The 21,980-nt window shown below is 68.4% G+C and carries 17 protein-coding genes; 10 read left to right on the top strand and 7 right to left on the bottom strand.

Translation table 11 applies throughout. The features are described from left to right. Window positions 1–155 precede the first annotated feature (155 nt). Both D0B54_RS23285 and D0B54_RS23280 read left to right on the top strand, forming a co-directional pair. Window positions 156–1,901 (top strand): autotransporter assembly complex protein TamA, encoded by a 1,746-nt coding sequence (locus D0B54_RS23285; RefSeq protein ID WP_117294665.1) that lies wholly within the window; start codon window positions 156–158, stop codon window positions 1,899–1,901. Next, a complete protein-coding gene (locus D0B54_RS23280; protein ID WP_117294663.1) occupies window positions 1,898–5,347 on the top strand; it encodes a translocation/assembly module TamB domain-containing protein in 3,450 nt (1,149 codons plus the stop codon). Before D0B54_RS23285 ends, D0B54_RS23280 begins: the two co-directional genes overlap by 4 nt. Before the next feature lie 12 nt (window positions 5,348–5,359). Here the strand turns inward: D0B54_RS23280 and D0B54_RS23275 are convergent, their stop codons facing one another. After that, the gene (locus D0B54_RS23275; protein WP_117294661.1) at window positions 5,360–6,034 is read right to left on the bottom strand and encodes an alpha/beta hydrolase; all 675 of its coding nucleotides are present in this window, start codon (window positions 6,032–6,034) and stop codon (window positions 5,360–5,362) included. A gap of 201 nt (window positions 6,035–6,235) precedes the next feature. Between D0B54_RS23275 and lptM the strand changes: the two genes are divergently transcribed. From lptM to polA, 3 genes are read left to right on the top strand one after another with little or no spacing between them, the layout of a single operon-like run. Next, on the top strand, window positions 6,236–6,466 hold the full coding sequence (gene lptM / locus D0B54_RS23270; RefSeq protein ID WP_117294659.1) for an LPS translocon maturation chaperone LptM: 231 nt from the start codon (window positions 6,236–6,238) through the stop codon (window positions 6,464–6,466). Beyond that, window positions 6,466–7,710, top strand: a complete 1,245-nt coding sequence (gene lysA, locus D0B54_RS23265; protein ID WP_117294657.1) for a diaminopimelate decarboxylase — start codon at window positions 6,466–6,468, stop codon at window positions 7,708–7,710. Before lptM ends, lysA begins: the two co-directional genes overlap by 1 nt. Continuing rightward, window positions 7,707–10,484 carry a DNA polymerase I gene (gene polA / locus D0B54_RS23260; protein WP_117294655.1) on the top strand — a complete coding sequence of 926 codons (2,778 nt, stop codon included), beginning with the start codon at window positions 7,707–7,709 and terminating at the stop codon, window positions 10,482–10,484. The genes lysA and polA overlap by 4 nt, the downstream gene beginning before the upstream one ends. Before the next feature lie 503 nt (window positions 10,485–10,987). On the opposite strand, the gene yihA is transcribed toward polA, so the two are convergent. After that, a complete protein-coding gene (gene yihA, locus D0B54_RS23255; protein ID WP_117294653.1) occupies window positions 10,988–11,632 on the bottom strand; it encodes a ribosome biogenesis GTP-binding protein YihA/YsxC in 645 nt (214 codons plus the stop codon). A gap of 99 nt (window positions 11,633–11,731) precedes the next feature. On the opposite strand from yihA, the gene D0B54_RS23250 reads away from it, so the two are divergent. The 3 genes from D0B54_RS23250 to D0B54_RS23240 are packed head-to-tail and all read left to right on the top strand — an operon-like array spanning window position 11,732 to window position 14,046. Beyond that, a complete protein-coding gene (locus D0B54_RS23250; protein ID WP_117294651.1) occupies window positions 11,732–12,370 on the top strand; it encodes a c-type cytochrome in 639 nt (212 codons plus the stop codon). Window positions 12,371–12,410: 40 nt separating this feature from the next. Further along, window positions 12,411–13,061, top strand: a complete 651-nt coding sequence (locus D0B54_RS23245; protein WP_117294649.1) for a thiol:disulfide interchange protein DsbA/DsbL — start codon at window positions 12,411–12,413, stop codon at window positions 13,059–13,061. After that, the gene (locus D0B54_RS23240) at window positions 13,048–14,046 is read left to right on the top strand and encodes a M14 family murein peptide amidase A (protein WP_240433502.1); all 999 of its coding nucleotides are present in this window, start codon (window positions 13,048–13,050) and stop codon (window positions 14,044–14,046) included. The genes D0B54_RS23245 and D0B54_RS23240 overlap by 14 nt, the downstream gene beginning before the upstream one ends. 241 nt (window positions 14,047–14,287) lie before the next feature. Here D0B54_RS23240 and D0B54_RS23235 read toward each other — a convergent pair whose 3' ends face one another. The 3 genes from D0B54_RS23235 to lpxL all read right to left on the bottom strand — a co-directional run bounded on the left by D0B54_RS23235 (window position 14,288) and on the right by lpxL (window position 17,595). Further along, window positions 14,288–15,595, bottom strand: coding sequence for a L,D-transpeptidase family protein (locus tag D0B54_RS23235; protein ID WP_117294647.1), 1,308 nt, complete (start codon window positions 15,593–15,595; stop codon window positions 14,288–14,290). A 32-nt stretch (window positions 15,596–15,627) separates the two neighbouring features. Then, entirely contained in the window at window positions 15,628–16,602 is a 975-nt protein-coding gene (locus D0B54_RS23230; RefSeq protein ID WP_240433501.1) for a nuclear transport factor 2 family protein, read from the bottom strand. Between the two features lie 72 nt (window positions 16,603–16,674). Then, window positions 16,675–17,595, bottom strand: coding sequence for an LpxL/LpxP family Kdo(2)-lipid IV(A) lauroyl/palmitoleoyl acyltransferase (lpxL, locus tag D0B54_RS23225; RefSeq protein ID WP_117295481.1), 921 nt, complete (start codon window positions 17,593–17,595; stop codon window positions 16,675–16,677). Window positions 17,596–17,651: 56 nt separating this feature from the next. On the opposite strand from lpxL, the gene waaA reads away from it, so the two are divergent. Together waaA and D0B54_RS23215 are read left to right on the top strand one after the other, a co-directional pair. After that, complete coding sequence (waaA, locus tag D0B54_RS23220; RefSeq protein WP_117294645.1) at window positions 17,652–18,899, top strand: lipid IV(A) 3-deoxy-D-manno-octulosonic acid transferase; 1,248 nt, start codon at window positions 17,652–17,654, stop codon at window positions 18,897–18,899. Next, the gene (locus D0B54_RS23215) at window positions 18,896–19,879 is read left to right on the top strand and encodes a ligase-associated DNA damage response exonuclease (RefSeq protein WP_117294643.1); all 984 of its coding nucleotides are present in this window, start codon (window positions 18,896–18,898) and stop codon (window positions 19,877–19,879) included. The genes waaA and D0B54_RS23215 overlap by 4 nt, the downstream gene beginning before the upstream one ends. 755 nt (window positions 19,880–20,634) lie before the next feature. On the opposite strand, the gene D0B54_RS23210 is transcribed toward D0B54_RS23215, so the two are convergent. Further along, on the bottom strand, window positions 20,635–21,048 hold the full coding sequence (locus D0B54_RS23210; RefSeq protein ID WP_117294641.1) for a DUF4279 domain-containing protein: 414 nt from the start codon (window positions 21,046–21,048) through the stop codon (window positions 20,635–20,637). Beyond that, window positions 21,045–21,968, bottom strand: coding sequence for an EamA family transporter RarD (gene rarD, locus D0B54_RS23205; protein ID WP_117295479.1), 924 nt, complete (start codon window positions 21,966–21,968; stop codon window positions 21,045–21,047). The genes D0B54_RS23210 and rarD overlap by 4 nt, the downstream gene beginning before the upstream one ends. Between the last annotated feature and the right edge of the window lie 12 nt (window positions 21,969–21,980).

Genomic DNA, 21,980 nt, shown 5'->3' with positions numbered 1-21,980 from the left:
CCTGGCAAGGCGGCTGTCGAAATCAGGCGCCGTCACTTCACTGTGAAGCCACAATATTGCAGTGGCTGACGGCAGTTTGAAAGACGCCGTGAGGCCTCGCGGTTCAAACTTGCGGCCGCTACGTCAATAATAAGAACCCAAGCAATTCAGATGCCGTGACCTCCACCCCCCTGCCATCCCGCCGCTGCCGCTGGCTGCTTTCCGCGCTCCTGCTGTGGGCGGGCGCGGCGCAGGCCGGTATCGAGGTCGAGGTGCTGGGGCTGGAGGGGGTGGAGAAGGACAACGTCGAGCTGCGCCTGCGCATCCGCGCCGCCGCCCAGTCGCCGGACCTGGACGACCTGCTGGTGGAAGGCCTGCATGCGCGCGCCGGGGAGGACATCCGCGGGGCCCTGCAGCCCTTCGGCTACTACAGCCCGAAGATCGAGTCGGTGCTGGAGGGGCAGGCCCCGGACTGGAAGGCGCGCTACACCATCGACAAGGGGCTGCCGACCCTGATCACCCGCATCGACGTCGAGGTGGAGGGCGAGGGCCAGAAGGACCGCATCTTCCGCCGCGTCTTCCGGCGCTTTCCGCTGACCACCTACGAACGCCTGCAGCACAGCCAGTACGAAGAGGCCAAGACCCGCCTGGCGCAGGCCGCCTATGCCGAGGGCTACCTCGACGCCGCCTTCGTCAGCTCGCAGCTGCGGGTCAACCCTGAGGAGCGCAGCGCCGAGATCGAGTTGATCCTCAGCACCGGGCCGCGCTACTTCTTCGGGCCGGTGACGGTGGAGCAGACCAATCTCAAGCCGGGCATCGCCGAGCGCTACGTCACGATCGAGCCAGGCGAGCCCTTCGATCCGCAGAAGCTGGTCGACACCCAGTTCGCGCTGACCGATCTGGACTACTTCCAGAGCGTCGAGATCGATCCGCAGCGGGAACAGGCCAAGGACCAGCGCATCCCGATGCTGATCCGCACCACGCCGCGTCCCAAGCGCAAGTGGGACTTCGGCGTGGGCTACGGCACCGACACCGGTGCCCGCGCCTCGGTGGCCAACGACGTGCGCTACTTCAACCGCGAAGGCCACAAGCTGCATGCCGAAGTGCAGCTGTCGCAGATCAAGAACAACGCCAGCGGCGAGTACCGCGTCCCCCTGGGACGCAAGCCGGGCGAGTACTGGGGCTTCGGCGGTGCCGTGCAGACCGAGCGCTACGAGGACGGCGAAAGCCTCAAGTACGTGCTCAACACCAGCCTCAACCGCTTCCCCGGGCACTGGAAGCGCAAGTGGTACCTGAGCTTCGAGCATGAAGAATCGGAGCTGTCGGACAGGGTCCAGACTGCCGACCTGCTGATGCCCGGCATCGAGCTCAACCGCAGCGAACTCAACGACCAGATCCTGACGCGGCGCGGCTGGGCGCTGTTCCTGGACTCGCACGGCGCGCAGAAGGGCGCGCTGTCCAGCGCCAGCTTCGTGCAGGCCCATGGCATCCTGCGCGGGGTGTATCCCTGGTCGCGCAAGGGCCGCGTGCTGGGCCGCATCGAGTACGGCGCCAACATCGTCGACGACTTCTCCGACCTGCCGGCCTCGCAGCGCTTTTTCGCCGGTGGCGACCAGTCGGTGCGGGGATACTCCTACCAGTCGATCGGGCCGAAGGATGCCGACGGCAAGGTGGTGGGCGGCAAGTTCCTGGCCGGCTTCAGCCTGGAGAGCGACTACTACTTCTGGGACAAATGGGGCGCGGCGGTGTTCTATGACGCCGGCGGTGCCGACGACGACGTCATGCCCAAGCTGTTCCAGGGCATCGGCATCGGCGCGCGCTACCGCTCGCCGGTGGGCTACATCCAGGCCGACGTCGCCCACCCGCTGGACGGCGGCGAAAGCGGGCTGCGCCTGCACCTCGGCATCCGGGTGGGCCTGTGAAGCGCGCGCTGCTGGTGCTGCTGGCCCTGTTGCTGCTGCCGCCGCTGCTGGCAGCCTGGCTGCTCGGCACGCCGGCCGGCACGCGCTATGCCGCCGAACAGGCGCAGGCCTGGGTGCCGGGCCTGCGCATCGAAGCGGTGGAGGGCTCGCTGCTGAGCCCGCTGGAACTGCGTGGCCTGCATTACGAAGACGACAGCGTGCGCGTGGAGATCGACCGGGTCTCGCTGCGCTGGCGCCCGCGCTCCCTGCTGCGCGGACGCCTGCGCATCGTCGACCTGCAGGCCGGCACGGTCGACGTGCAGGTCCGCGATACGCCGCCGGACGAGGAAGACTCGCCGCCGATCAGCGAGCTGCCGCTGGGCCTGCGCGTGGTCAAGGCCGGGGTGCAGCGGCTGCGCCTGCAGTTGCCCGGTGAACAGCCAGCGCTGCAGATCGACGCCATCGCCCTGGACCTGCGCTGGATCGGCCGCCGCATCGAACTGCGCAAGCTGACGGCCACGCTGCCGCAAACCGGACCGCTGCAGGCCGAGGCCGAGCTGCTGATGTCGCCGGAGCGCGTGCAGGTGAAGCAGCTGAAGCTCAGCGGGCCGGGTGCTGCCGAGCTGAGTGGCGAGTACGCCTATGCCGGCGAGTTCGACGCCACGCTGCGCTGGCGCGAGCTGCGCTGGCCCTTGTTGGGTGAAACCCTGCTGACCAGCCCGCAGGGTGAAGCGGCGATCAAGGGTTCGCTGGAGTCCTATGCCTACCGGCTCAAGGCGCGCTTTGCCGAGGCCCGCGCCGCGGTGGACCTCGAGGCCGAGGGCGAGGGCACGGCGGAGACGCTGCGCCTGCAGCGCCTGCAGGCCAAGGGGCTGGGCGGCAAGCTCGACGCGAAGGCCGACATCGCCTGGGCGCCGCAGCTGCGCGTCGATGCCGAGGGCGAGATGCGCAACATCCACCCCGAGCAGCTGATGCCGGCGCTGGCGGGCGTGGTCAATGGCCGCTTCCGCGTGCAGACGCAGATGGACGGCGACAAGCCGCGCATCGATTTCCGCGCCGAACTGTTCGATTCGATCTGGCGCCAGTATCGCCTCGACCTGAAGGCCGAGGGGCTCTACGCCGACGACACGCTGACGCTGGCGCGGGCCGAGCTGCGCAGCGGGCCGACGCAACTCAAGGCCAGCGGCCAGGTCTGGCCGCTGCTGGACGCCAGGGCGGAGCTGGCCAGCAGCGACCTGGCGCCGCTGTGGCCCGGCCTCGGCGGCCGCGTGCAGGCGCGCGCGCAGGCACAGGGCCCGGTGGAAGGCCCACGCGTCAGGCTGCAGGCCGAGGCGCAGCGGCTGCACTACCAGCAATACGGCCTGGCCACGCTGAAGCTGCAGGCCGACGCCGACCTGCGCGCCAGCAGCAATCCGGAGGACTGGAAGCTGCAGGCGACCGTCGATGGCCGTGGCCTGGCCGCCGGCGAAATCAGCGTCGCCAGCCTGCTGCTCGATGGCGACCTGGACCTGCGTCGCAACAACCGCGTACGCCTGAAGGTCGCCGACGCACGCGCCGGCCTGGTCCTCCACAGCGCCGCGCTGGAGCTCGACGGCAGCCTGGCAAAACATGAACTGAAGCTGGCGGCCGACACCGACCAGGGCGATGCCGAACTGGCACTGCGCGGTGCCGCCGACCTGCAGCGGCAGACCTGGCACGGCCAGCTCGCCAGCGGCCGCCTGGCGCCGGTGCAGCTCGCCGCCTGGACGCTGGAACAGCCGGCGGCGCTGGAGCTGTCCGCCACCGCGCAATCGCTGGCGCCGGCCTGCTGGGGCAGCGCCCCTGCACGCGCCTGCCTGAGGCTGCTGCGCGATGCGCGCCAGCAGCGCCTGGCCTTCCGGCTTGAAGACTTCGCCTACGCCTACCTGCAGCCCTTCCTGCCCAAGGGCTGGGAGGTGGAGGGCAGGATCGACGGCGACGGCCAGCTGGATCTCACGCCCGCCGGCCAGATTGCCGTGCTGCGCGCCGACCTCGCCACCAGCGCCGGCCACTGGAGCGTCAACGAGCGCAAGCTGTTCGAGTTCAAGCCCGGCACCGCGCAGCTGCTGCAGGAAGGCGACTCGCTGCGCGCGAAGCTGGACCTGCCGTTTGCGCAGGGCCTGGCGAAGCTCGACGCCCGCCTGGGCCCCGGGGCGCTGCTGGTGCAGCGGCCCTTGTCCGGCGAGTTGCAGGTGGAACTGCCGGAACTGACCTGGCTGCGCCTGTTCACCACCGAGGTGACCTCGGTGGAAGGTTCCATCGGCGGCCAGTTCAAGCTCGGCGGCACGCTGGAGCAGCCGCTGGTGCAGGGTGAACTGGCGCTGCGCGACGGCAAGCTGCGCCTGGCCACGCCCGGCATCGAGATCGGCGACCTCAAGGGCAGCCTGCGCGGCGGCTCCGAGGGCGTGCTCGACCTCGACATCTCCGGTTCCTCCGGCGGCGGTGAAATCCGCATCGCCGGCCGCATCGACCCGCGCAGCGACCCGGTGCAGGCCGACATCCGCGTCAGCGGCAAGGACTTCCAGGCGGCGCGCATTCCCAGCGCCAAGGTCTGGATCTCGCCGGACCTGAAGCTGGGCCTGCAGAAGCGCCAGCTGCAGGTCACCGGCGAGGTGCTGGTGCCGCGCGCCGAGATCACGCCGGCCGATATCAACACCGGCATCGGCCCCAGCTCCGACCAGGTGATCGTCGGCCGCGACGGCCGCGTGCCCGAGCCGGGCGGCCTGCTCAAGCTGCTGGCCGAGGTGCGGCTGAAGCTCGGCGACAAGGTCAGCTTCAAGGGCTACGGCCTCACCACCAAGCTCGGCGGCGGCATCACCATCTACGAGGAGACCGGCCGCGACACCCGCGCCGCCGGCGAGATCAGCCTTACCGGCGGCCGCTACAAGGCCTACGGCCAGGACCTGAGCATCGAGACCGGCAAGCTGATCTACAACGGCGGCTTCATCACCAAGCCGCTGCTGGAGCTGCGCGCCGAGCGCAAGCCCACCGACGATGTGACCGTCGGCGTCAGCGTGCGCGGCACGCTGGACAAGCCGCAGTTCAGCCTCTACTCGACGCCGTCGATGATCCAGCAGCAGCAGCTGTCCTGGCTGATCCTCGGCCGGCCGATGGAGCAAAGCAACAACACCGAGGGCGACCGCAGCATGCTGGCCAACGCCGCGCTGGCCCTGGGCCTCAGCGGCGGCGACTTCCTCGCCGGCCGCCTGCGCAGCAGCATCGGCCTGGACGACATCTCCGTGGGCTCCAAGCCCGGCGAGACCTCCGACCAGGCGCGGCTCACCGTGGGCAAGTACCTGTCGCCGAAGCTCTACGTCAGCTACGGCATCGGCATCTTCCAGCCCGGCAACCTGTTCAAGCTGGCCTACGACCTCGGCCATGGCTTCAAGCTGCAGACCGAGTCCGGCGTCGAGGCCGGCGGCGACCTGCTGTACACGATCGAGCGCTAGGCTCCGCGCCGCTTACCCCAGCCGCTCCAGCAGCCAGGCTCCGATCCGCTCGATTTCCTCGGCACAGACCTCGTGCTGCATCGCGTACTCGTGCCATTCCAGCTCGTAGCCGGCGGCACGCAGGCCGCGCGCCGAGTCCGACCCCCAGTTGAAGGCCACGACGGGGTCGAAGCGGCCATGCGCCATGAAGATCGGCGTCTTGAAGCTCTCGGGGTGAATCTCGGTCTGCACCTTCTGGTGCAGCGGCATGTAGGTGGACAGGGCGATCAGGCCCCCCAGTTGTTGCGGGTAGCGCACGCCCAGGTGCAGGGTGATGGCGCCGCCCTGCGAGAACCCCGCCAGGACGATGCGCCGCGCCGCAATGCCGGCGGCGATCTCGGCATCGATCAGTCCGGCGATGCGTTTCTCCGACTCGCGCAGGCCGGCCTCGTCCTGGCGGCTGTCGCGATCCAGCGCCGGGATGTCGTACCAGGCGGGCATCGGCATGCCGCCGTTGATCGTCACCGGCTGGATCTTTGCGTGCGGGAACAGGAAGCGGATGCGGTGCCCGGGGGGCAGTCCCAGCGCCGGGACGATGGGCACGAAATCATGCCCGTCCGCGCCCAGGCCATGCAGCCAGATCACCGTCGCATCCGCCGGGGCATCCGGCTCCAGTCGTACCGCGTCCGCCGTTTCGTGCTTTTTCATGGGGCGGATTTTACATGGCCAATGCGCCCCTCTCCCGCTTGCGGGAGAGGGGCTGGGGGAGAGGGTTTCTGTAAATCTGAAGACGGCTCTGCCTGGCGGCCCTCTACAGAAACCCTCTCCCGCCTTTCAGGCACCCTCTCCCGCACACGGGAGAGGGGACGGATAGCAACTTGCTACACTTGCCGCCCCCGGAGCGTCGTCATGAACAAGCTGCTGCCCTACGCCCTGCCCCTGATTGTCTCGCTGGCCGCCTGCGGCCAGGCCGGTCCGCTGTACCTGCCGGAAAAGCACAAGCCGCCGGTGCCGCAGGCGCCGCCGCCTGCCGTGGCGCATCCGCCGGCGGGCGCGGCTGCCGAACAGCCGCCCGAGGCGCCGCCGTCGGCCGTGGCCAAGCCCAGGAATTCCTCCGAAAACACCCCGGTAAAACCCTAGTGGACGCTTTCACCTATCGCGACGGCCAGCTGCTGGCCGAGCAGATTCCCGTGGCCGACCTCGTCGCAAGCCACGGCACGCCGCTGTACCTGTACTCGCGCAACGCCCTGCTCGAGCGCTACCGGGCTTTCGACAGCGCCCTGGCGCCGGTCGAGCACATGGTCTGCTACGCGGTGAAGGCCAACTCCAATCTCGCCGTGCTGCAGACCCTGGCCCTGGCCGGGGCCGGCTTCGACATCGTTTCCGGCGGCGAGCTGCAGCGCGTGCTGCGCGCCGGCGGCAGCGCCGGCCGGGTGGTGTTCTCCGGTGTCGGCAAGACCGAGGCCGAGATGCGCGAGGCCCTGGGCCTGGGCATCTACTGCTTCAACGTCGAGTCGGCCTCCGAGCTGCGCCGGCTGGACCGCGTCGCGCAGTCGCTGGACCGCCGTGCGCCGATCGCGCTGCGCGTCAACCCGGACGTCGACCCCAAGACCCACCCGTACATCTCCACGGGCCTGAAGAAGAACAAGTTCGGCGTCGACTTCAGCACCGCGGAGGCGCTGTACCGCGAGGCGGCGACGATGCGCGGCATCGAGATCCTCGGCATCGCCAGCCACATCGGCTCGCAGCTGCTCGACATCTCGCCGCTGCTGGAATCGCTGGACAAGGTGCTGGGCCTGGTCGACCGCCTGCAGGCCGCGGGCATCCGCCTGCGCCACATCGACGTCGGCGGCGGCCTGGGCGTGCGCTACAAGGATGAAGTCGCGCCGCTGCCGGCGGACTGGGCCAATGCCCTGCTGCCGAAGCTCGCCGGCCGCGGCCTGCGTGTGCTGACCGAGCCGGGCCGCGCGATCGCTGCCAATGCCGGCCTGCTGGTGACTCGCGTCGAGGCGATCAAGGACAGCGGCGAGAAGCACTTCGCTGTGATCGACGCCGCCATGAACGACCTGATCCGGCCGACGCTGTACCAGGCCTGGATGGACATCGTGCCGGTGGCGCCGCGCGAGGGCGTGACGCAGGAATACGACCTGGTCGGCCCGGTCTGCGAGACCGGCGACTGGCTCGGCAAGGACCGCGCGCTGTGCATCCAGGAAGGCGACCTGCTGGCGGTGCGCGGCGCCGGCGCCTACGGTTTCGTGATGGCCTCCAACTACAACAGCCGCGGCCGTGCCGCCGAGGTGATGGTCGATGGCGACCGCGCCCACCTGGCGCGCGCACGCGAAACCATCGACGACCTGCTGCGCGGCGAGAGCCTGATCTCATGAACGACACGGACAAGCCGCTGATCCTGATCGACGGCTCGTCCTGGCTGTTCCGTGCCTTCCATGCCCTGCCGCCGCTGACCGCGCCGGACGGCCAGCCCACCGGCGCCGTCTACGGCATGGGCAACATGCTGCGCAAGCTGATGAAGGAATACGCGCCGGAATACTTCTGCGTGGTGTTCGACCCGCGCGGCGACGTGTTCCGCAACGAGCTCTACCCCGAGTACAAGGCCAATCGCAGCGAGACCCCGGAGGATCTGCTGTCGCAGTTCCCGCTGGTGACCGAGATGCTGCGCACCATGGGCCTGCCGGTGCTGGCGGTGGAGCGCTACGAGGCCGACGACGTCATCGGCACGCTGACGAAGCAGGCCTGTGCCATCGGCCGGCCGGTGCTGATCGTCACCAGCGACAAGGACATGGCGCAGCTGGTCAACGACAGCGTGCACCTGCTGGACACCATGAAGAACGTCCGCATGGACCCGGCCGGCGTGGTCGAGAAATTCGGCGTGCCGCCCGAGCGCATCATCGACTACCTCACCCTGATGGGCGACACGGTCGACAACATCCCGGGCGTGCCCAGCGTCGGCCCCAAGACCGCCGCCAAGTGGATCACGGAATACGGCACGCTCGACAAGCTCGTGGCGCAGGCCGACAAGGTCGGCGGCAAGGTCGGCGAGAAGCTGCGCGAGGCCCTGCCCAAGCTGCCGCTGTCGCGCGAGCTGGCGACGATCCATTGCGAAGTGCCGCTGCCGGTGACGCTGGACGAGCTGCGCCCGCAGGAGCCCGACACCGGCGTGCTCGCCGCGCTGTACCGCCGCCTCGGCTTCAACCGCTGGGCCGACGAACTGTCGCGACCCGCCGACGCGCCGGCACCGCAGGACCCTGCGCCGTCCGTGCCTGCCGCCGCGCCCGAGACTCCGCCACCGCCGGCCGCCAACGTCCAGCCGACGCAGGTCGAATGCGTGCTCGACGAGGCCGCCTTCGACGCCATGATCGCGCGCCTGCGCGCCGCGCCGCTGGTGTGCTTCGACACCGAGACCGACTCGCTGGAGTCCAACGCCGCCAATCTCGTCGGCCTGGCCTTCTCGGTGGAAGCCGGGCAGGGCTGGTACCTGCCGCTGGCGCACAACTACCTGGGCGCACCCGAGCAGCTGAAGCTGGCAGCGCTGCGCGAGCGCCTGCGCAGCGTGCTGGAAGATCCCGCGATCCCGAAGCTGGCGCAGCACGCCAAGTTCGACATCAACGTGCTGGCGCAGCACGGCATCGTGGTGCAGGGCCTGGCCCAGGACACCATGCTGCAAAGCTACGTGCTCGACGCCGCCGGCAACCGCCACGACATGGACACGCTGGCCGAAAAATACCTGGGCCATCGCACGATCAAGTTCGAGGACGTCGCCGGCAAGGGCAAGAACCAGCTGACCTTCAACCAGGTCGCGCTGGACCAGGCCGCCGCCTATTCCGCCGAAGACGCCGACATCACGCTGCGACTGCACCAGGTGCTGCATCCGAAGCTGCTGGCCGACCCGGCGCTGTTGAAGGTCTACGAAGAGATCGAGATGCCGCTGGTGCCGGTGCTGGCGTCGATGGAGCAGGCCGGCGTCAAGCTCGACGTGGCGCTGCTGCGCAAGATCAGCGGCGAGCTGGCGCAGCGCATGGACGAGCTGCAGAAGGCTGCCTTCGAGCAGGCCGGCGGCGAGTTCAACCTGGGCTCGCCCAAGCAGCTGCAGACCATCCTGTTCGAGAAGCTGCAGCTGCCGGTGCTGGGCAAGACGCCCAAGGGCGATCCCTCCACCGCCGAAGACGTGCTGGAAGAGCTGGCCGCGCAGCACCCGCTGCCGCGCCTGATCCTGGACTGGCGCGGCATGCAGAAGCTGCGCTCCACCTACACCGACCAGCTGCCGCTGGCGGTGAACGCGCGCACCGGCCGCGTCCACACCTCCTACGGCCAGGCCATCGCCGCCACCGGGCGCCTGTCCTCGTCGGACCCCAACCTGCAGAACATCCCGGTGCGCACGGCCGAGGGCCGGCGCATCCGCCAGGCCTTCGTGCACGAGGCCGGCAATGACCTGCTGTCGATCGATTACTCGCAGATCGAGCTGCGCCTGATGGCGCATTTCTCGCGCGACGAGCGCCTGCAGGATGCTTTTCGCCGTGGCCTGGACATCCACCGCGCCACCGCCGCCGAGGTTTTCGGCCTGACGCTGGAGGAAACCGGTGCCGAGCAGCGCCGCGCCGCCAAGGCGATCAACTTCGGCCTGATCTACGGCATGTCGGCCTTCGGCCTGGCGCGCCAGCTGGCGATTCCGCGCGGCGAGGCCCAGGACTACATCGACCGCTTCTTCGGCCGCTATCCCGGCGTGAAGCGCTTCATGGACGAAACCCGCGTGCAGGCGCACGAGACGGGCTATGTCGAGACCCTGTTCGGCCGCCGCCTCTACCTGCCCAACATCAACTCCCGGAACCAGGGCCTGCGCCAATACGCCGAACGCACCGCGATCAACGCCCCGCTGCAGGGCACCGCGGCGGACCTGATCAAGAAGGCGATGATCACGCTGCAGCGCCACCTGCGCGAAAACCTGCCGGACATCCGCATGATCATGCAGGTGCACGACGAGCTGGTTTTCGAGGGCCCGGCGGCCGTGCTCAAGGCGCAGGCCCCGGAGATCGCAGGGTTGATGTGCCGCGTGGCGGCCCTGGAGGTACCGCTGGTGGCGGACTGGGGCACCGGTTCCAACTGGGATGCCGCCCATGAGGCAGAAGGGCACGCAAGCAGCTGAAAAAGAACGATTTATAGTTTGAAATTGCCGCACAGCGGCAATTGTTGCTTAGCTAACGATATGTTTTGAAAGTGTTTTATTTTATCGAATAAAACACTTTTCTGGGAGTTCGAAATTCCATTGAACTTAGCGGGCACGACCCCATCTAATCCTTCGAGTGCTGATTCTCCCTGTCACACTCAACCGTCTCGACTCCCTGGACGGTATCCGGCGCCCCCAAGCCGGAGCAGTTGCCCAGTGAATCCTCCCCCGGTTCACTGGGCATTTTTATTTGTGCGGCGGAAAAGCGGGAAGTTCCAACCAAACTTTTCTGTCCCCTCTCCCGCGAGCGGGAGAGGGTGGCCGGAGGCCGGGAGAGGGTTTCTGTAAAAGGTGGCCGTGTTGAACGGAGCGGGGTTTTACAGAAGCCCTCTCCCGCGTTTTGCCGGGCTGGGGAGTGACATTGAGTCACTCCCCAGTAAGCAAAACGCCCTCTCCCGCAAGCGGGCGAGGGGCTATAAAGGCTACGCCTTGGGCGTCAGCTCCCCAAGTCCACCACCAACTTTGGCAAACGTCGCCGTCTCATCGATCCCGATCCAGTCCCGCAGCAGCTTCTGCGCTTCCGGCAGGCCCTGGCGGGTTTCGGAGGAGAACAGCTGGCCGGTGGCGTCCTCGCCCAGTTCCTTCTGGACCTTGAGCAGCTGGGTCTTGGCGGCGCCGAAGCCGAGCTTGTCGGCCTTGGTCAGCAGGCAGTGGACGCGCAGGCCGCGGTGGCCGGCCCAGGCCAGCATCTGCTTGTCGTAGTCGGTCATGGGGTGGCGGATGTCCATGATCAGGACGATCCCGACCAGGTTCTGGCGCCCCTCCAGGTACTGGCCGATCAGCTTGCCCCAGTCGCGGCGGACCTGTTCGGGCACCTCGGCGTAGCCGTAGCCGGGCAGGTCGGCGAAGCGGCCCCCCGGCACCCCGAACAGGTTGATCAGCTGGGTGCGGCCGGGGGTCTTGCTGACCCGGGCCAGCTGTTTCTGGCTGCAGATCAGGTTCATGGCGCTGGATTTTCCGGCGTTGGAACGGCCGGCAAAGGCGATTTCCGGCAGGGCGTCGACCGGCAACTGGTCGAGGCGGGCACAGGAAAGGATGAAGCCAGCTTGCGCAAAGGGATTCAGCATCGGGCGTCGGCCATGTAGAATTCGGGTTTGAATCTATTGTCGCGCTTCCCAGCCAGCCTTGCGCGAGCCACCGTCGAGATATTTTCGGGAGTTTTACAGATGAAGCGCGTCCTGCTTGTCCTAGCCCTGTGCGCACCGCTGTCCGTTCTGGCGGAAGCCCCGGCGAAGAAAGACCCTTTCACGCAGGGCGATGCCGCTGCCGGTGCCACCAAGTCCGCCGCCTGCGGCGCCTGCCACGGCCCCAACGGCAACAGCGCCATGCCGGAATGGCCCAAGCTGGCCGGCCAGAGCTCGCGCTTCATCTTCGAGCAGCTCAAGGCCTTCAAGACCGGTGCCCGCCAGAACCCGGTCATGCAGGGCCAGGTCGCCGCGCTGAGCGAGCAGGACATGCGTGACCTCGCCGCCCACTACACGCTGCAGAAGCCGGCCCCCGGCGTCGCCAGCAAGGACGCCGTGGCCACCGCCCAGCCCCTGTACCGCGCCGGCAACAAGGACCGCGCCCTGCCGGCCTGCGCCGCCTGCCACGGCCCCGCCGGCAGCGGCAACGGTGCCGCCGCCTACCCGCGCCTGGGTGGCCAGCACGCCACCTACGTCGCCACGCGCCTGCGCGCCTACCGCGACCTGGGCCTGAAGGGCGAGCTGCCGGACGGGAACCAGAAGATGATGGCCGCTGTCGCAGCCAAGCTGTCCGACAAGGAAATCGACGCACTGGCTTCCTACGTCAACGGCCTGCAGTAGATCTGCGTTATATAGCCCAACACGTCCCCAAGGATTCTTCATGCGCGTCTTCGCCCGCTACCTGACTGCTGTTTTCCTCGCCATGACGGCCCTCGCCTGCTCGGCGCAGGAGCCTTCGTATGCCGACGGCAAGCAGTTCAAGCAGGTGCGAGAGGTCCAGGCTCCGGCCGACAAGAAGCGCATCCTGGTCGAGGAGTTCTTCTGGTACGGCTGCCCGCACTGCTACGCCCTGGACCCGGCGATCAGCGCCTGGGCCAAGGCGAAGCCGGCGGACGTGGACTTCGTGCGCGTGCCCAACACCCTGGGCCGGCCGGCCGGCGTGATGCACGCCAAGGCCTTCTACACCGCCGAGTCGCTGAACGTGCTGGACAAGATGCACCCGGCGCTGTTCGATGCGATCCACAAGGAAAACATCCCGCTGGACAAGGAAGAGCAGATTGCCGCGGTGTTCAACCGCACCACCGGCCTGATGCCCGACCTGTTCGCCAACAGCTTCAAGGGCTTCGCCGTCGATGCGCGCTTCCGCAAGTCCGAGCAGCTGTCCAAGGACTACGGCATCACCAGCGTCCCGGTGGTGGTGGTGGGCGGCAAGTACATGACCAGCGCCTCCATGGCGGGCAGCAACGAAGGCATGCTCAAGGTCGTCAATTTCCTGGTGGCCAAGGTTCGCAAGGAACGTGGCGGTCGCTAAGCGCGGCCACTACCGCTGGTTGGCCCGGCTCCTTGCCGGGCTTTTTGTTGTGGGCGTTGCCAACGCCCATGCCCAGCAGCAGCCGCGCCCGCCGCCGGCACCGGGAGCACCGGCGCCCGCAGCGGGCAGTGCCAAGGCCGATCGCGCGCTGCCGCTGGCTTCCATGCAGAAGGCCTGCGAGCTGATCGGCGGCCGCCTGCAGAGTGTCGGCGTGGAGCCCTGCCTCAATGCCGGCCTGCGCCCCAGCGGCGGCCGCAGCGTCAACGGCCTGCCGATCCTGTGGCGCGACTTTGCGCCCACCGCGCGCAAGGGCACGCCGCGCCGCATCCTGCTGATCGGCGGCATCCACGGTGACGAGCTGTCCTCGGTCAGCACCGTGTTCCAGTGGATGAAGGAACTGGAGACCAAGCAGGACCAGCCCTTCCACTGGCGTGTCGCGCCCTGCGTGAACCCGGACGGCATGCTGCAGCGCCCGCCGACCCGCGTGAATGCCCGCGGCGTGGACCTGAACCGCAACTTCCTCACCCCGGACTGGAAGTCCGAAGCGCTGGCCTACTGGGAAAACCGCACGCGCAAGGATCCGCGCCGCTACCCCGGCCCGGCACCGCTGTCGGAGCCGGAGAGCCGCTGGCTGGACGATGCGATCAAGAGTTTCCGTCCGGATGCCGTCGTCTCGGTGCATGCGCCCTATGGCCTGCTCGACTACGACGGACCGGCGCAGGCGCCGGAGAACTTCGGCTACCTGCACCTGCACCAGCTCGGCACCTATCCCGGTTCGCTGGGCAACTACGCCGGCACCTACATCGGCCTGCCGGTGATCACGCTGGAGCTGCCGCACGCGGGCATCATGCCGGCGGCGGCGCAGTCGCAGCGCATCTGGAACGACATGCTGCGCTGGCTGGAGGTGAACCTGCCCAAGGGTGAGCCGGCCTTGTATCAGCGGCTGGGTGATCATCCCTGGAATGGTGGGAATGAAGGCCGCTAAAAGCGGCCTTCTTCATTTGCGCGCTTCGAAATGTAGGAGCGAGCTTGCTCGCGACCTCGTCCGATCCTCGCCGAACCGTTCATCCCGAGTGCCGCGTAGCGGCGTATCGAGGGGCCAGCCGGACCTGTGCTGCCGTGCCTCGATACGCCCGCTGCGCCGGCTACTCGGCATGAACGGTAAGGAAGGGGGTGAAGGAGCAAAGCGCGGCTGCTGACTCGCGACGAGCGAGCGCACTACAAGTTCAGAGATTCTCTTCCCTGAAAATCTTCCACACACCCTCGGCATCCTGCTTCCAGAACTGCTGCTTGCGGCTGTGCTGCCTGAAGTTGTCGCTGCGGTAGTCCATGGTGAATTCCGCCAGCAGCAGCGGTGCATCGCCGCCGGGGTAGCGGTAGAGGCTGATGTCGGACAGCTTCACCTCGATGAACTTCTTGCCGGCGTTGACGCGCTTCTTGTGCGCGGTGAACTCCTGCAGGTTCATGCCGCTGACGGTGAATCCCGGGCCGTAGAAGGCCAGGTAGGCTTCGGTGTCCCTGGCGGACCAGCGGCGGCGCCAGCTTTCGATGCGCTCGACGAATTCCTCGCGTTCCTGCTGCTGCGCCTCCGGCGTGACCCACTGCAGCTCGTTGCTCAGCACCACCGGCGTGTCGCCCAGCTCGATGTAGGGCTTGAGCGAGAGCAGGTCGTCGTTGGCCATGGTGACGCAGCCTTCGCTGGAGCGCGGCGCGCGGCTTTCGGTGTCGCGCGGCACGCCATGCAGCCAGATGCCGTGGCCGGTACGGCGCTTGAAGACGTCCCAGGGGTTCGGGTAGTTGGTCGGCCAGGCGCCGGAGCCGTACATCTCGGGCAGGTTCTCGTCGCGCAGCCAGCCGGTGATGTGGTACACGCCGATCGGCGTGCGGTTGTCGCCGCGCGCTTCCTTGCCGGCGCCGTTCTTGCCCATGGCGGCGTAGTGGTGGCGCAGCAGCTTGAGCTTGCCGCCCTGGTTCTCGAAGACGTAGAGCCGCGCGCGCTGCAGGTCGGTGACCAGCAGGTGGCGGTGCGAATCCGGCAGCTGCAGCACGGCGTTGGGCACCGAGCCCTCCGGCGGCACGGCCTTTTCGCTGGCCAGGCGGATGCGGCTTTCCTCGGCCAGTTCGCGCAACCGCTTCTCGTCGGGGACGCCGACTTCGGCGGCGGCGAGCAGCTCGCGGTAGACCGGGCGTGCCGGCAGGAAGTCCGGCTGCTTGTGCGTGATGTCCTGCAGCAGGCTCAGCGCTTCGCCGGCCTGGCCGGACTCCAGCTTGGCGATGGCCTGGCCGAAGGCCTGCTCGGCGTCGATCGGCTGGCCGTCATCCTGCCAGGCGACCCGCTTCGGCGCGGCCGGCCGGGCGGCGTTGGGGACAGGCGGGGGCGGCAGCGAGACCGTCAGCGAGGCCAGCGACACGCTCACCGGCGCGGCCTGCTTCGACGCCAGCTGCGGCAGCAGGAACGTGGCACCGAGCGCGGTGAAACACACCGCGGCCAGGGCGGATAGCAGGGCTATCCACAGGGTGTAGCGACCTGGCATCGAAGCTTGGCTAGGGTCGACCAGCGGTCAGCTCAGCGCGTGTATTCGCGGCTGATCTTCCAGCTGCCGCCCACCTGCTTCAGTTCCAGGGTCTTGCTGACCTGGTCGGAGAAGGCGTCGGACTCGTAGTCCTGGCGGAAGCTGACGCGCAGCGTGTCGCCGGCGCGGGTGATCTGCGGGTTCACGGCCTTGACGCTGATGCGCTTCGGGCGGGTGATGCGGTCACGGCGCTGGGCCTCCCAGGCGCCGCGGCTAAGGCCGCCCTCGGGCTGGAAGTCCGGCGCGTAGAGCGCGAAGTAGGCTTCGAGGTTCTTGCCGGCCCAGGACTGGGACCAGCTGGCCAGGGTCGCGTTGACGGCCTGGGTGGTGGCGGCATCGACCTCGGTGGCGGCCGGGGCGGCGGCCGGCGGCGGCATCGGGGCGGCGGCGGCCGGGGCCGGCGCAGCGCGCGGAGCCGGGGCGGCGACCGTGGTGGCCGGATCGCTGGGGGTGTTGTCGAGCTGGCCGACCAGGCCCAGCTTGCGGCGCAGGGCGCCGTTGCCCGGGTCCAGCATCAGGGCGCGGTTGTAGGACGCGCCGGCCAGGGCGGCGTAGATGTCGCCCAGGTTCTCGTGGGCGGTGGCGTAGCTCGGGTGCGTGGCCAGGGCGGCTTCCAGGGCATCGCGGGCGCGCTCGTAGTCGCCCTGCTGTGCATAAAGCACGGCGAGGTTGTTGTAGGGCTCGGGCAGTTGCGGGTAGTCGCGGGTCAGGTCGGCGAAGACCCGGATCGCCTGCTCGGTGCGGTTGAGACGCACCAGGGCGAGGCCGCGCACGAAGCGCGCCTGTGCGTCCTGCGGGTTGGCCTGCAGATGGGTTTCCACCTTGCGCAGGGCGTCGGCGGCGTTGCCCTGGTTGAGCAGGGACTGGGCCTCTTCGGCGACGCTGGCAGCCAGCACGGGAGCAGAAGCGAAAACGATCGCAGCAGCAGCGATACGGCAGAACTTGAGCATCACGCCGACCTCGGGCAATTGGGTCTGAATTGGTATGCCGCCAAATATATCAGCAACGCGAGCGTAGAAGCTGCGCTCCGACTCGCGGAGTTAACGCTTATACACGTCCGCTGTGCCGGGCGGCCGCTTCTTGAAGCGGCGATGGACCCAGAAGTACTGGGCCGGCGCGAGCTGGACCCCTTCCTCCAGGACCTGGTTGATCCGGGTGGTGTCGGCCAGTTCGTCCTCGCCCGGAAACTGCTCCAGCGCCGGGAAGAAGGTCACGCGGTAGCGCCCGTTCACCCGCGCCGGGAAATACGGCACCACCCGGGCCCGGCCCATCTGCGCCAGGCGCCCGGTGGCGCTGATGGTCAGGGCGGGGTGGCCGAAGAAGGGGGCGAACACGGCGTTGCGGCGGTCCAGGGTCTGGTCCGGCGCATACCAGATGCGGCGGCCCTCGCGCAGCGCCTTCACCAGCTTGCGCAGGTCCTCGCGCGGCAGCGCCGGCAGGCCGGACCGGGCCTCGCGCCAGTGGTGCATGTAGTGGTCCATCACCTTGTTCTTGTACGGCCGGTACATGGCGTGGAACGGGCGGTTTGCAAGGCACAGGTAGCGGGCGCCCAGCTCCAGGGTGGTGAAGTGCCCGGTCAGCAGCAGCACGCCGTGGCCGTCCTTCATGGCCGCGTCCAGGTGCTCCAGCCCCACCACCTCGCCATGCGGCCGCAGCTTCTCGTCGGAGGCGAACCAGGCCAGCGCCGCCTCGAACACACCGGCGCCCAGCGCCGCGAAGTGCTCGTCCACCATCTTTTCGCGTTCCGCCGCCTGCAGCTGCGGGAAGCAGACCTCGAGGTTGCGCCGCACGACGTGGCGGCGGCCGGGGATGATGTGCCCGAGGCAGCGGCCGAGGCCGGCGCCCAGGCCCACCAGCCAAGGCAGCGGCAGCAGGCACAGCAGGCGCATGAGCCCGATGCCGAACCAGGTCGGCCAGTAGCGGGGCGAGAGGAAGGCAGTCCTGAATTGACGATCGGCCATCCGCGAATTGTAGCGGCCGGCGCCGCGGGGCGCGCTTGTTGGCATATCCTTTCGCGATGCGTCTGCTCTACTCCTGCCTGCTGTACCTGATCACCCCGCTGGTCCTGCTGCGCCTGTGGTGGAAGGGCTTCGACCTGCCTGCCTACCGCTGCCGCTGGGGCGAGCGCTTCGGCTTCGTCGAGGCCCCGTCGCAGCCGGTGGAGGCCTGGGTCCATGCCGTGTCCGTGGGCGAGTCGCTGGCCGCCCTGCCGCTGATCCGTGCCCTGGTGGCGCGCCATGGCGAGGGCCGCGTGCTGGTCACCACGATGACCCCCACCGGCTCGCAGCGCGTGTCGGAGGCCCTGGGCCCGCAGGTGCTGCATACCTACCTGCCCTACGACCTGCCCGACGTGGTCGCGCGCTACATCGAGCGCATGCGCCCGCGCCGCGTGGTGGTGATGGAAACCGAACTCTGGCCCAACCTGTTCCGCGCGCTGGCGCGGCGCCGCATCCCGCTGCTGGTGGCCAATGCGCGCCTGTCGCCGCGCTCGTTCCGGGGCTATGGCCGCGTGCGCGGCTTTGCCGGCTCGGTGCTGTCGGATTGCACGGAGGTGGCGGCGCAGAGCGACGCCGACGCCGAACGCTTCCGCCAGCTCGGCGCGCCGCGCGTCAGCACCATGGGCAACATCAAGTTCGACCTCGCCGTGCCGGAGGCGCAGCTGGCGCTGGGCGAGCGCCTGCGCAGTGCCCTGGCCGGGCGCCCGGCCTGGATCGCCGCCAGCACCCACGAGGGCGAGGAAGAGGCGGCGCTGGCCGCGCACCGCGCGCTGCGCGGGCAGATTCCCGAGGCCGTGCTGATCCTGGTGCCGCGGCATCCGCAGCGCTTCGACGCGGTGGCGAAGCTGGTGGCGAAGCAGGGCTACGGCTGCATCCGCCGCAGCGCCTGGAATGGCGAGGCCATCACGGTGGAAGTGCTGCTGGGCGACAGCATGGGCGAGATGTTTGCCTACTTCGCCGCCGCCGACGTCGCCTTTGTCGGCGGCAGCCTGGTACCGGTGGGCGGGCACAACGTGCTGGAGCCGGCGGCCCTGGGCCTGCCGGTGCTGTTCGGCCCGCAGATGCACAACTTCATCGCCGCCCGCGACCTGCTGCTCGACGAGCATGCGGCCGAGCAGGTGATCGACGCCGGCCAACTGGTCGACGCGCTGGCGCGCCTGCTCTGCGACGACGTGCTGCGCGGCACGATGGGCGAGGCCGGCCGCCATGCCGTCGCCGCCAACCGCGGCGCCCTGCAGAAGCTGCTGGCACTGCTGGACCGGGCATGAGCGACTTAGTGGTGATGCGCCCGTCGGGCCTGTACTGCCCGGCCGGCGATTTCTACATCGACCCCGCCAAGCCGGTGGCGCGCGCCGTGATCACGCATGCGCATGGCGACCATGCGCGTACGGGTTCCATGCAGTACTGGTCCAGCCGCGAGGGCGAGGCGCTGCTGCGCGCGCGCATCGGCGCCAAGACCTGGATCAACGCGCTGGACTGGGGCCAGCCGGTGCAGATCGGCGCGGCGCGCGTGTCGCTGCACCCGGCCGGACACGTGCTGGGCTCGGCGCAGGTGCGCATCGAGGCCGAGGGCCAGGTCTGGGTGATCTCCGGCGACTACAAGCGCGACGACGATCCCACCTGCACGGCCTTCGAGCCGGTGCCCTGCGACGTGTTCGTCACCGAGGCGACCTTCGGCCTGCCCGAGTACCGCTGGCCGCTGGCCTCGGAGACGGCGCGCGAGATCCACGAGTGGTGGCAGGGCAACGCCGCCGAGGGCCAGGCCTCCGTGATGTTCTGCTACGCGCTGGGCAAGGCGCAGCGCATCCTCGCGGAGCTGACGCGCTACACCGACGGCAAGGCCTGGGTGCATGGCTCGATGGCGCCGCTGGTGGAGATCTACCGCAAGGCGGGCGTGAAGATGCTGCCGACCGAGTCGGCCGTGGCGCCGCCGCGCGACACCGATTTCAAGGGCCAGCTGATCCTGGCGCCGCCGGGTGCGCGGGGGACGCCGTGGATGAAGCGCTTCCGGCCGTATCGCTGCGGCTTTGCGTCGGGCTGGATGAGTCGCGATGCGCGGCGTGAGTCATTCGATCGCGGGTTCGTCCTGTCCGATCACGCGGACTGGGAGGGGCTGTTGCTGAGCATCGGGCAGAGCGGGGCGAAGCGGGTACTGGCGATGCATGGGCATACCGAGACGCTGGTGAGTCATCTGCGGGCGCAGGGGGTGGATGCGGCGGCGTTGCCGGGGGCGGAGCCGGGGTATTAGGTTCATCCGAGAAAAACACGAACCGTTCATGCCGAGTGCCGCGTAGCGGTGTATCGAGGCACGCGCCGCAGCTTGTCGGTAACGCCGGCCACGAGGCCGGTCAGGAGCCGCGGCTCTCTGGAGGTCTATTTCGCCCAAGGGCGAGTTACTTCTCTTTGATATACGTCAAAGAGTAAGTAACCAAGAGAAAACGTACCCTTGTATCGGCGCCCCGCTGAAGCGGGGTGCCCCGCACAGTGGTCGAGCGCGGACGGGGTCGGACACACAGGCCATCCATGGCCTGTGTGTCCTCGGCCGGACATCCTGTCCGGCTCGACCCCTGCGCCCGACCCCTGCGCGGGCGCCGCTACGAGGGAACCCGGAACATCAACAGCATTCGCTGCGCTCACCAAGCCATTGGAAGATACAAGAAGGTTTGGTGCGCAGTATTCGTAGCGTTACTCACGCGATCGTGTGCGCCCGCGTGGGCAAACTTGAAGACGTTTGCCCACCCTACTTCACTGCCGCAGGCGATGACATTGAGTCATCGCCAAAGCGCGACAGATCACCCCGGAACGTCAAAAGCATTCGCTGCGCTCACCAAGCCATTGGAAGACACAACAAGGTTTAGTGCGCAGTATTCGCCGGCTCGTGCGCCCCCCGCGTGGGCAAACATGAAGACGTTTGCCCACTCTACGTCACTGTAGGGTGCGCACCGCGCACCATGGGGCTTGGCCGAGATTGCCCCGCGTGCGCGATGCGCACCCTACTAGTTGCTATTCGGTATCCGGCGCGTAGAGGTCCAGCCCGAACTCGACGCCCCTGTCCGCCAGCGTGCGCAGCGATTGCACCGACAGGGAGAAGCCTTCGTTGGAGTCGCCCATGAATCCGCCGCAGAAAAGGTCGATCCTGAATCGCTGGCCGAGCTTCGCCCAGACGGTCAGGTCGTCGGTGAGATTCGAGAAAATATCGGCGATCTGGCCGTCGAAGTCCTCGGGAGTTCGAGGTTCTGCGTTCAGACTCCATCTTCCGGTAACTCTAGGCACCGAGCGTTCGGACTTTGCGTGGCTGAGGTCCCCTTTGCGAAAAGCCTTGGTGGGCCTGCAGCCAAGCAATGCCGTCACCTCGTCGGGATCAAGGTCGTCACCGAAGATGCGCAGGCCTAACATGGATCGGGCAAGGCGTGTCATGGAATTCCTGGCTGCGCGGTTCCGCGCCGCATCCGCCACAGCCCCTCCATCGCATACACCGCCAGCGCGCTCCAGATCAGCCCGAAGCCCACCCAGTGCATCGGCAGGAAGGGTTCGTGGAACACCAGCACGCCGCACATCAGTTGCAGCGTCGGGGTGATGTACTGCAGCAGGCCGACCGTCGACAGCGGGATGCGTCTGGCGCCGTAGGCGAACCAGACCAGGGGCAGGGCGGTGACGAAGCCGCCGAAGGCGAGGAGCAGGTCGGTGTGCAGGCCGTGGTGGCCGAAGGTGCCGCTGCCTTTGTGTTCAAACCACAGCAGCGCGATCAGCGCGGGCAGGAACAGCAGGCCGCTTTCCACGGCCAGGCCCTGCACGGCGGACACCGGCATCAGCTTTCGCCATAAACCGTAGCCGCCGAAGCTGGCGGCGATGGCCAGGGCGATCCAGGGCAGGCGGCCGGCTTGCAGGGTCATGTAGATGACGCCGATGGCGGCGATGGCCACGGCCAGCCATTGCAGGGGACGCAGGCGCTCGCGCAGCACGAACACGCCGAGCAGCACGCTCAGCAGCGGATTGATGAAGTAGCCCAGGCTGGTTTCGACGATGTGGCCGGCGGTGACGGCCCAGATGTAGAGCCACCAGTTGCAGGCGATCAGCAGGGCGCTGATCAGCAGCATGCCGACCGTGCGGCGCGGCAGTTCGCGCAACCAGCCGTAGCCTTCGCGGAAGCCCAGCCATAGCGCCACCAGCAACGCGCACCAGACGGTGCGGTGCGCCATGGTCTGCACGGCCGGCACCGTGGCCAGCAGTTTCCAGTACAGCGGGAACAGGCCCCAGATCAGGTAGGCGCCCAGCGCGGCGGCCAGTCCCTTGCGGGTCTGGTCCATCCGGTCTGCGGTGGGGCTGGGGGCGTTCATGGCGGCGGGGCT

The organism is Solimonas sp. K1W22B-7 (genome assembly GCF_003428335.1).
Taxonomy (GTDB): Bacteria; Pseudomonadota; Gammaproteobacteria; order Nevskiales; family Nevskiaceae; genus Solimonas_A.
The sequence above is the reverse complement of the archived record's forward strand: the minus strand, read 5'-3'. Positions and strand labels throughout refer to the sequence as shown.

What these genes read in the sequence shown, in the direction of transcription:
- D0B54_RS23275 (WP_117294661.1), bottom strand. Translation starts at nt 6,034, where the DNA reads ATGAAAAAGCACGAAACGGCGGACGCGGTACGACTGGAGCCGGATGCC.
- lptM (WP_117294659.1), top strand. Translation starts at nt 6,236, where the DNA reads ATGAACAAGCTGCTGCCCTACGCCCTGCCCCTGATTGTCTCGCTGGCC.
- polA (WP_117294655.1), top strand. Translation starts at nt 7,707, where the DNA reads ATGAACGACACGGACAAGCCGCTGATCCTGATCGACGGCTCGTCCTGG.
- yihA (WP_117294653.1), bottom strand. Translation starts at nt 11,632, where the DNA reads ATGCTGAATCCCTTTGCGCAAGCTGGCTTCATCCTTTCCTGTGCCCGC.
- D0B54_RS23250 (WP_117294651.1), top strand. Translation starts at nt 11,732, where the DNA reads ATGAAGCGCGTCCTGCTTGTCCTAGCCCTGTGCGCACCGCTGTCCGTT.
- D0B54_RS23245 (WP_117294649.1), top strand. Translation starts at nt 12,411, where the DNA reads ATGCGCGTCTTCGCCCGCTACCTGACTGCTGTTTTCCTCGCCATGACG.
- D0B54_RS23235 (WP_117294647.1), bottom strand. Translation starts at nt 15,595, where the DNA reads ATGCCAGGTCGCTACACCCTGTGGATAGCCCTGCTATCCGCCCTGGCC.
- lpxL (WP_117295481.1), bottom strand. Translation starts at nt 17,595, where the DNA reads ATGGCCGATCGTCAATTCAGGACTGCCTTCCTCTCGCCCCGCTACTGG.
- waaA (WP_117294645.1), top strand. Translation starts at nt 17,652, where the DNA reads ATGCGTCTGCTCTACTCCTGCCTGCTGTACCTGATCACCCCGCTGGTC.
- D0B54_RS23215 (WP_117294643.1), top strand. Translation starts at nt 18,896, where the DNA reads ATGAGCGACTTAGTGGTGATGCGCCCGTCGGGCCTGTACTGCCCGGCC.
- D0B54_RS23210 (WP_117294641.1), bottom strand. Translation starts at nt 21,048, where the DNA reads ATGACACGCCTTGCCCGATCCATGTTAGGCCTGCGCATCTTCGGTGAC.
- rarD (WP_117295479.1), bottom strand. Translation starts at nt 21,968, where the DNA reads ATGAACGCCCCCAGCCCCACCGCAGACCGGATGGACCAGACCCGCAAG.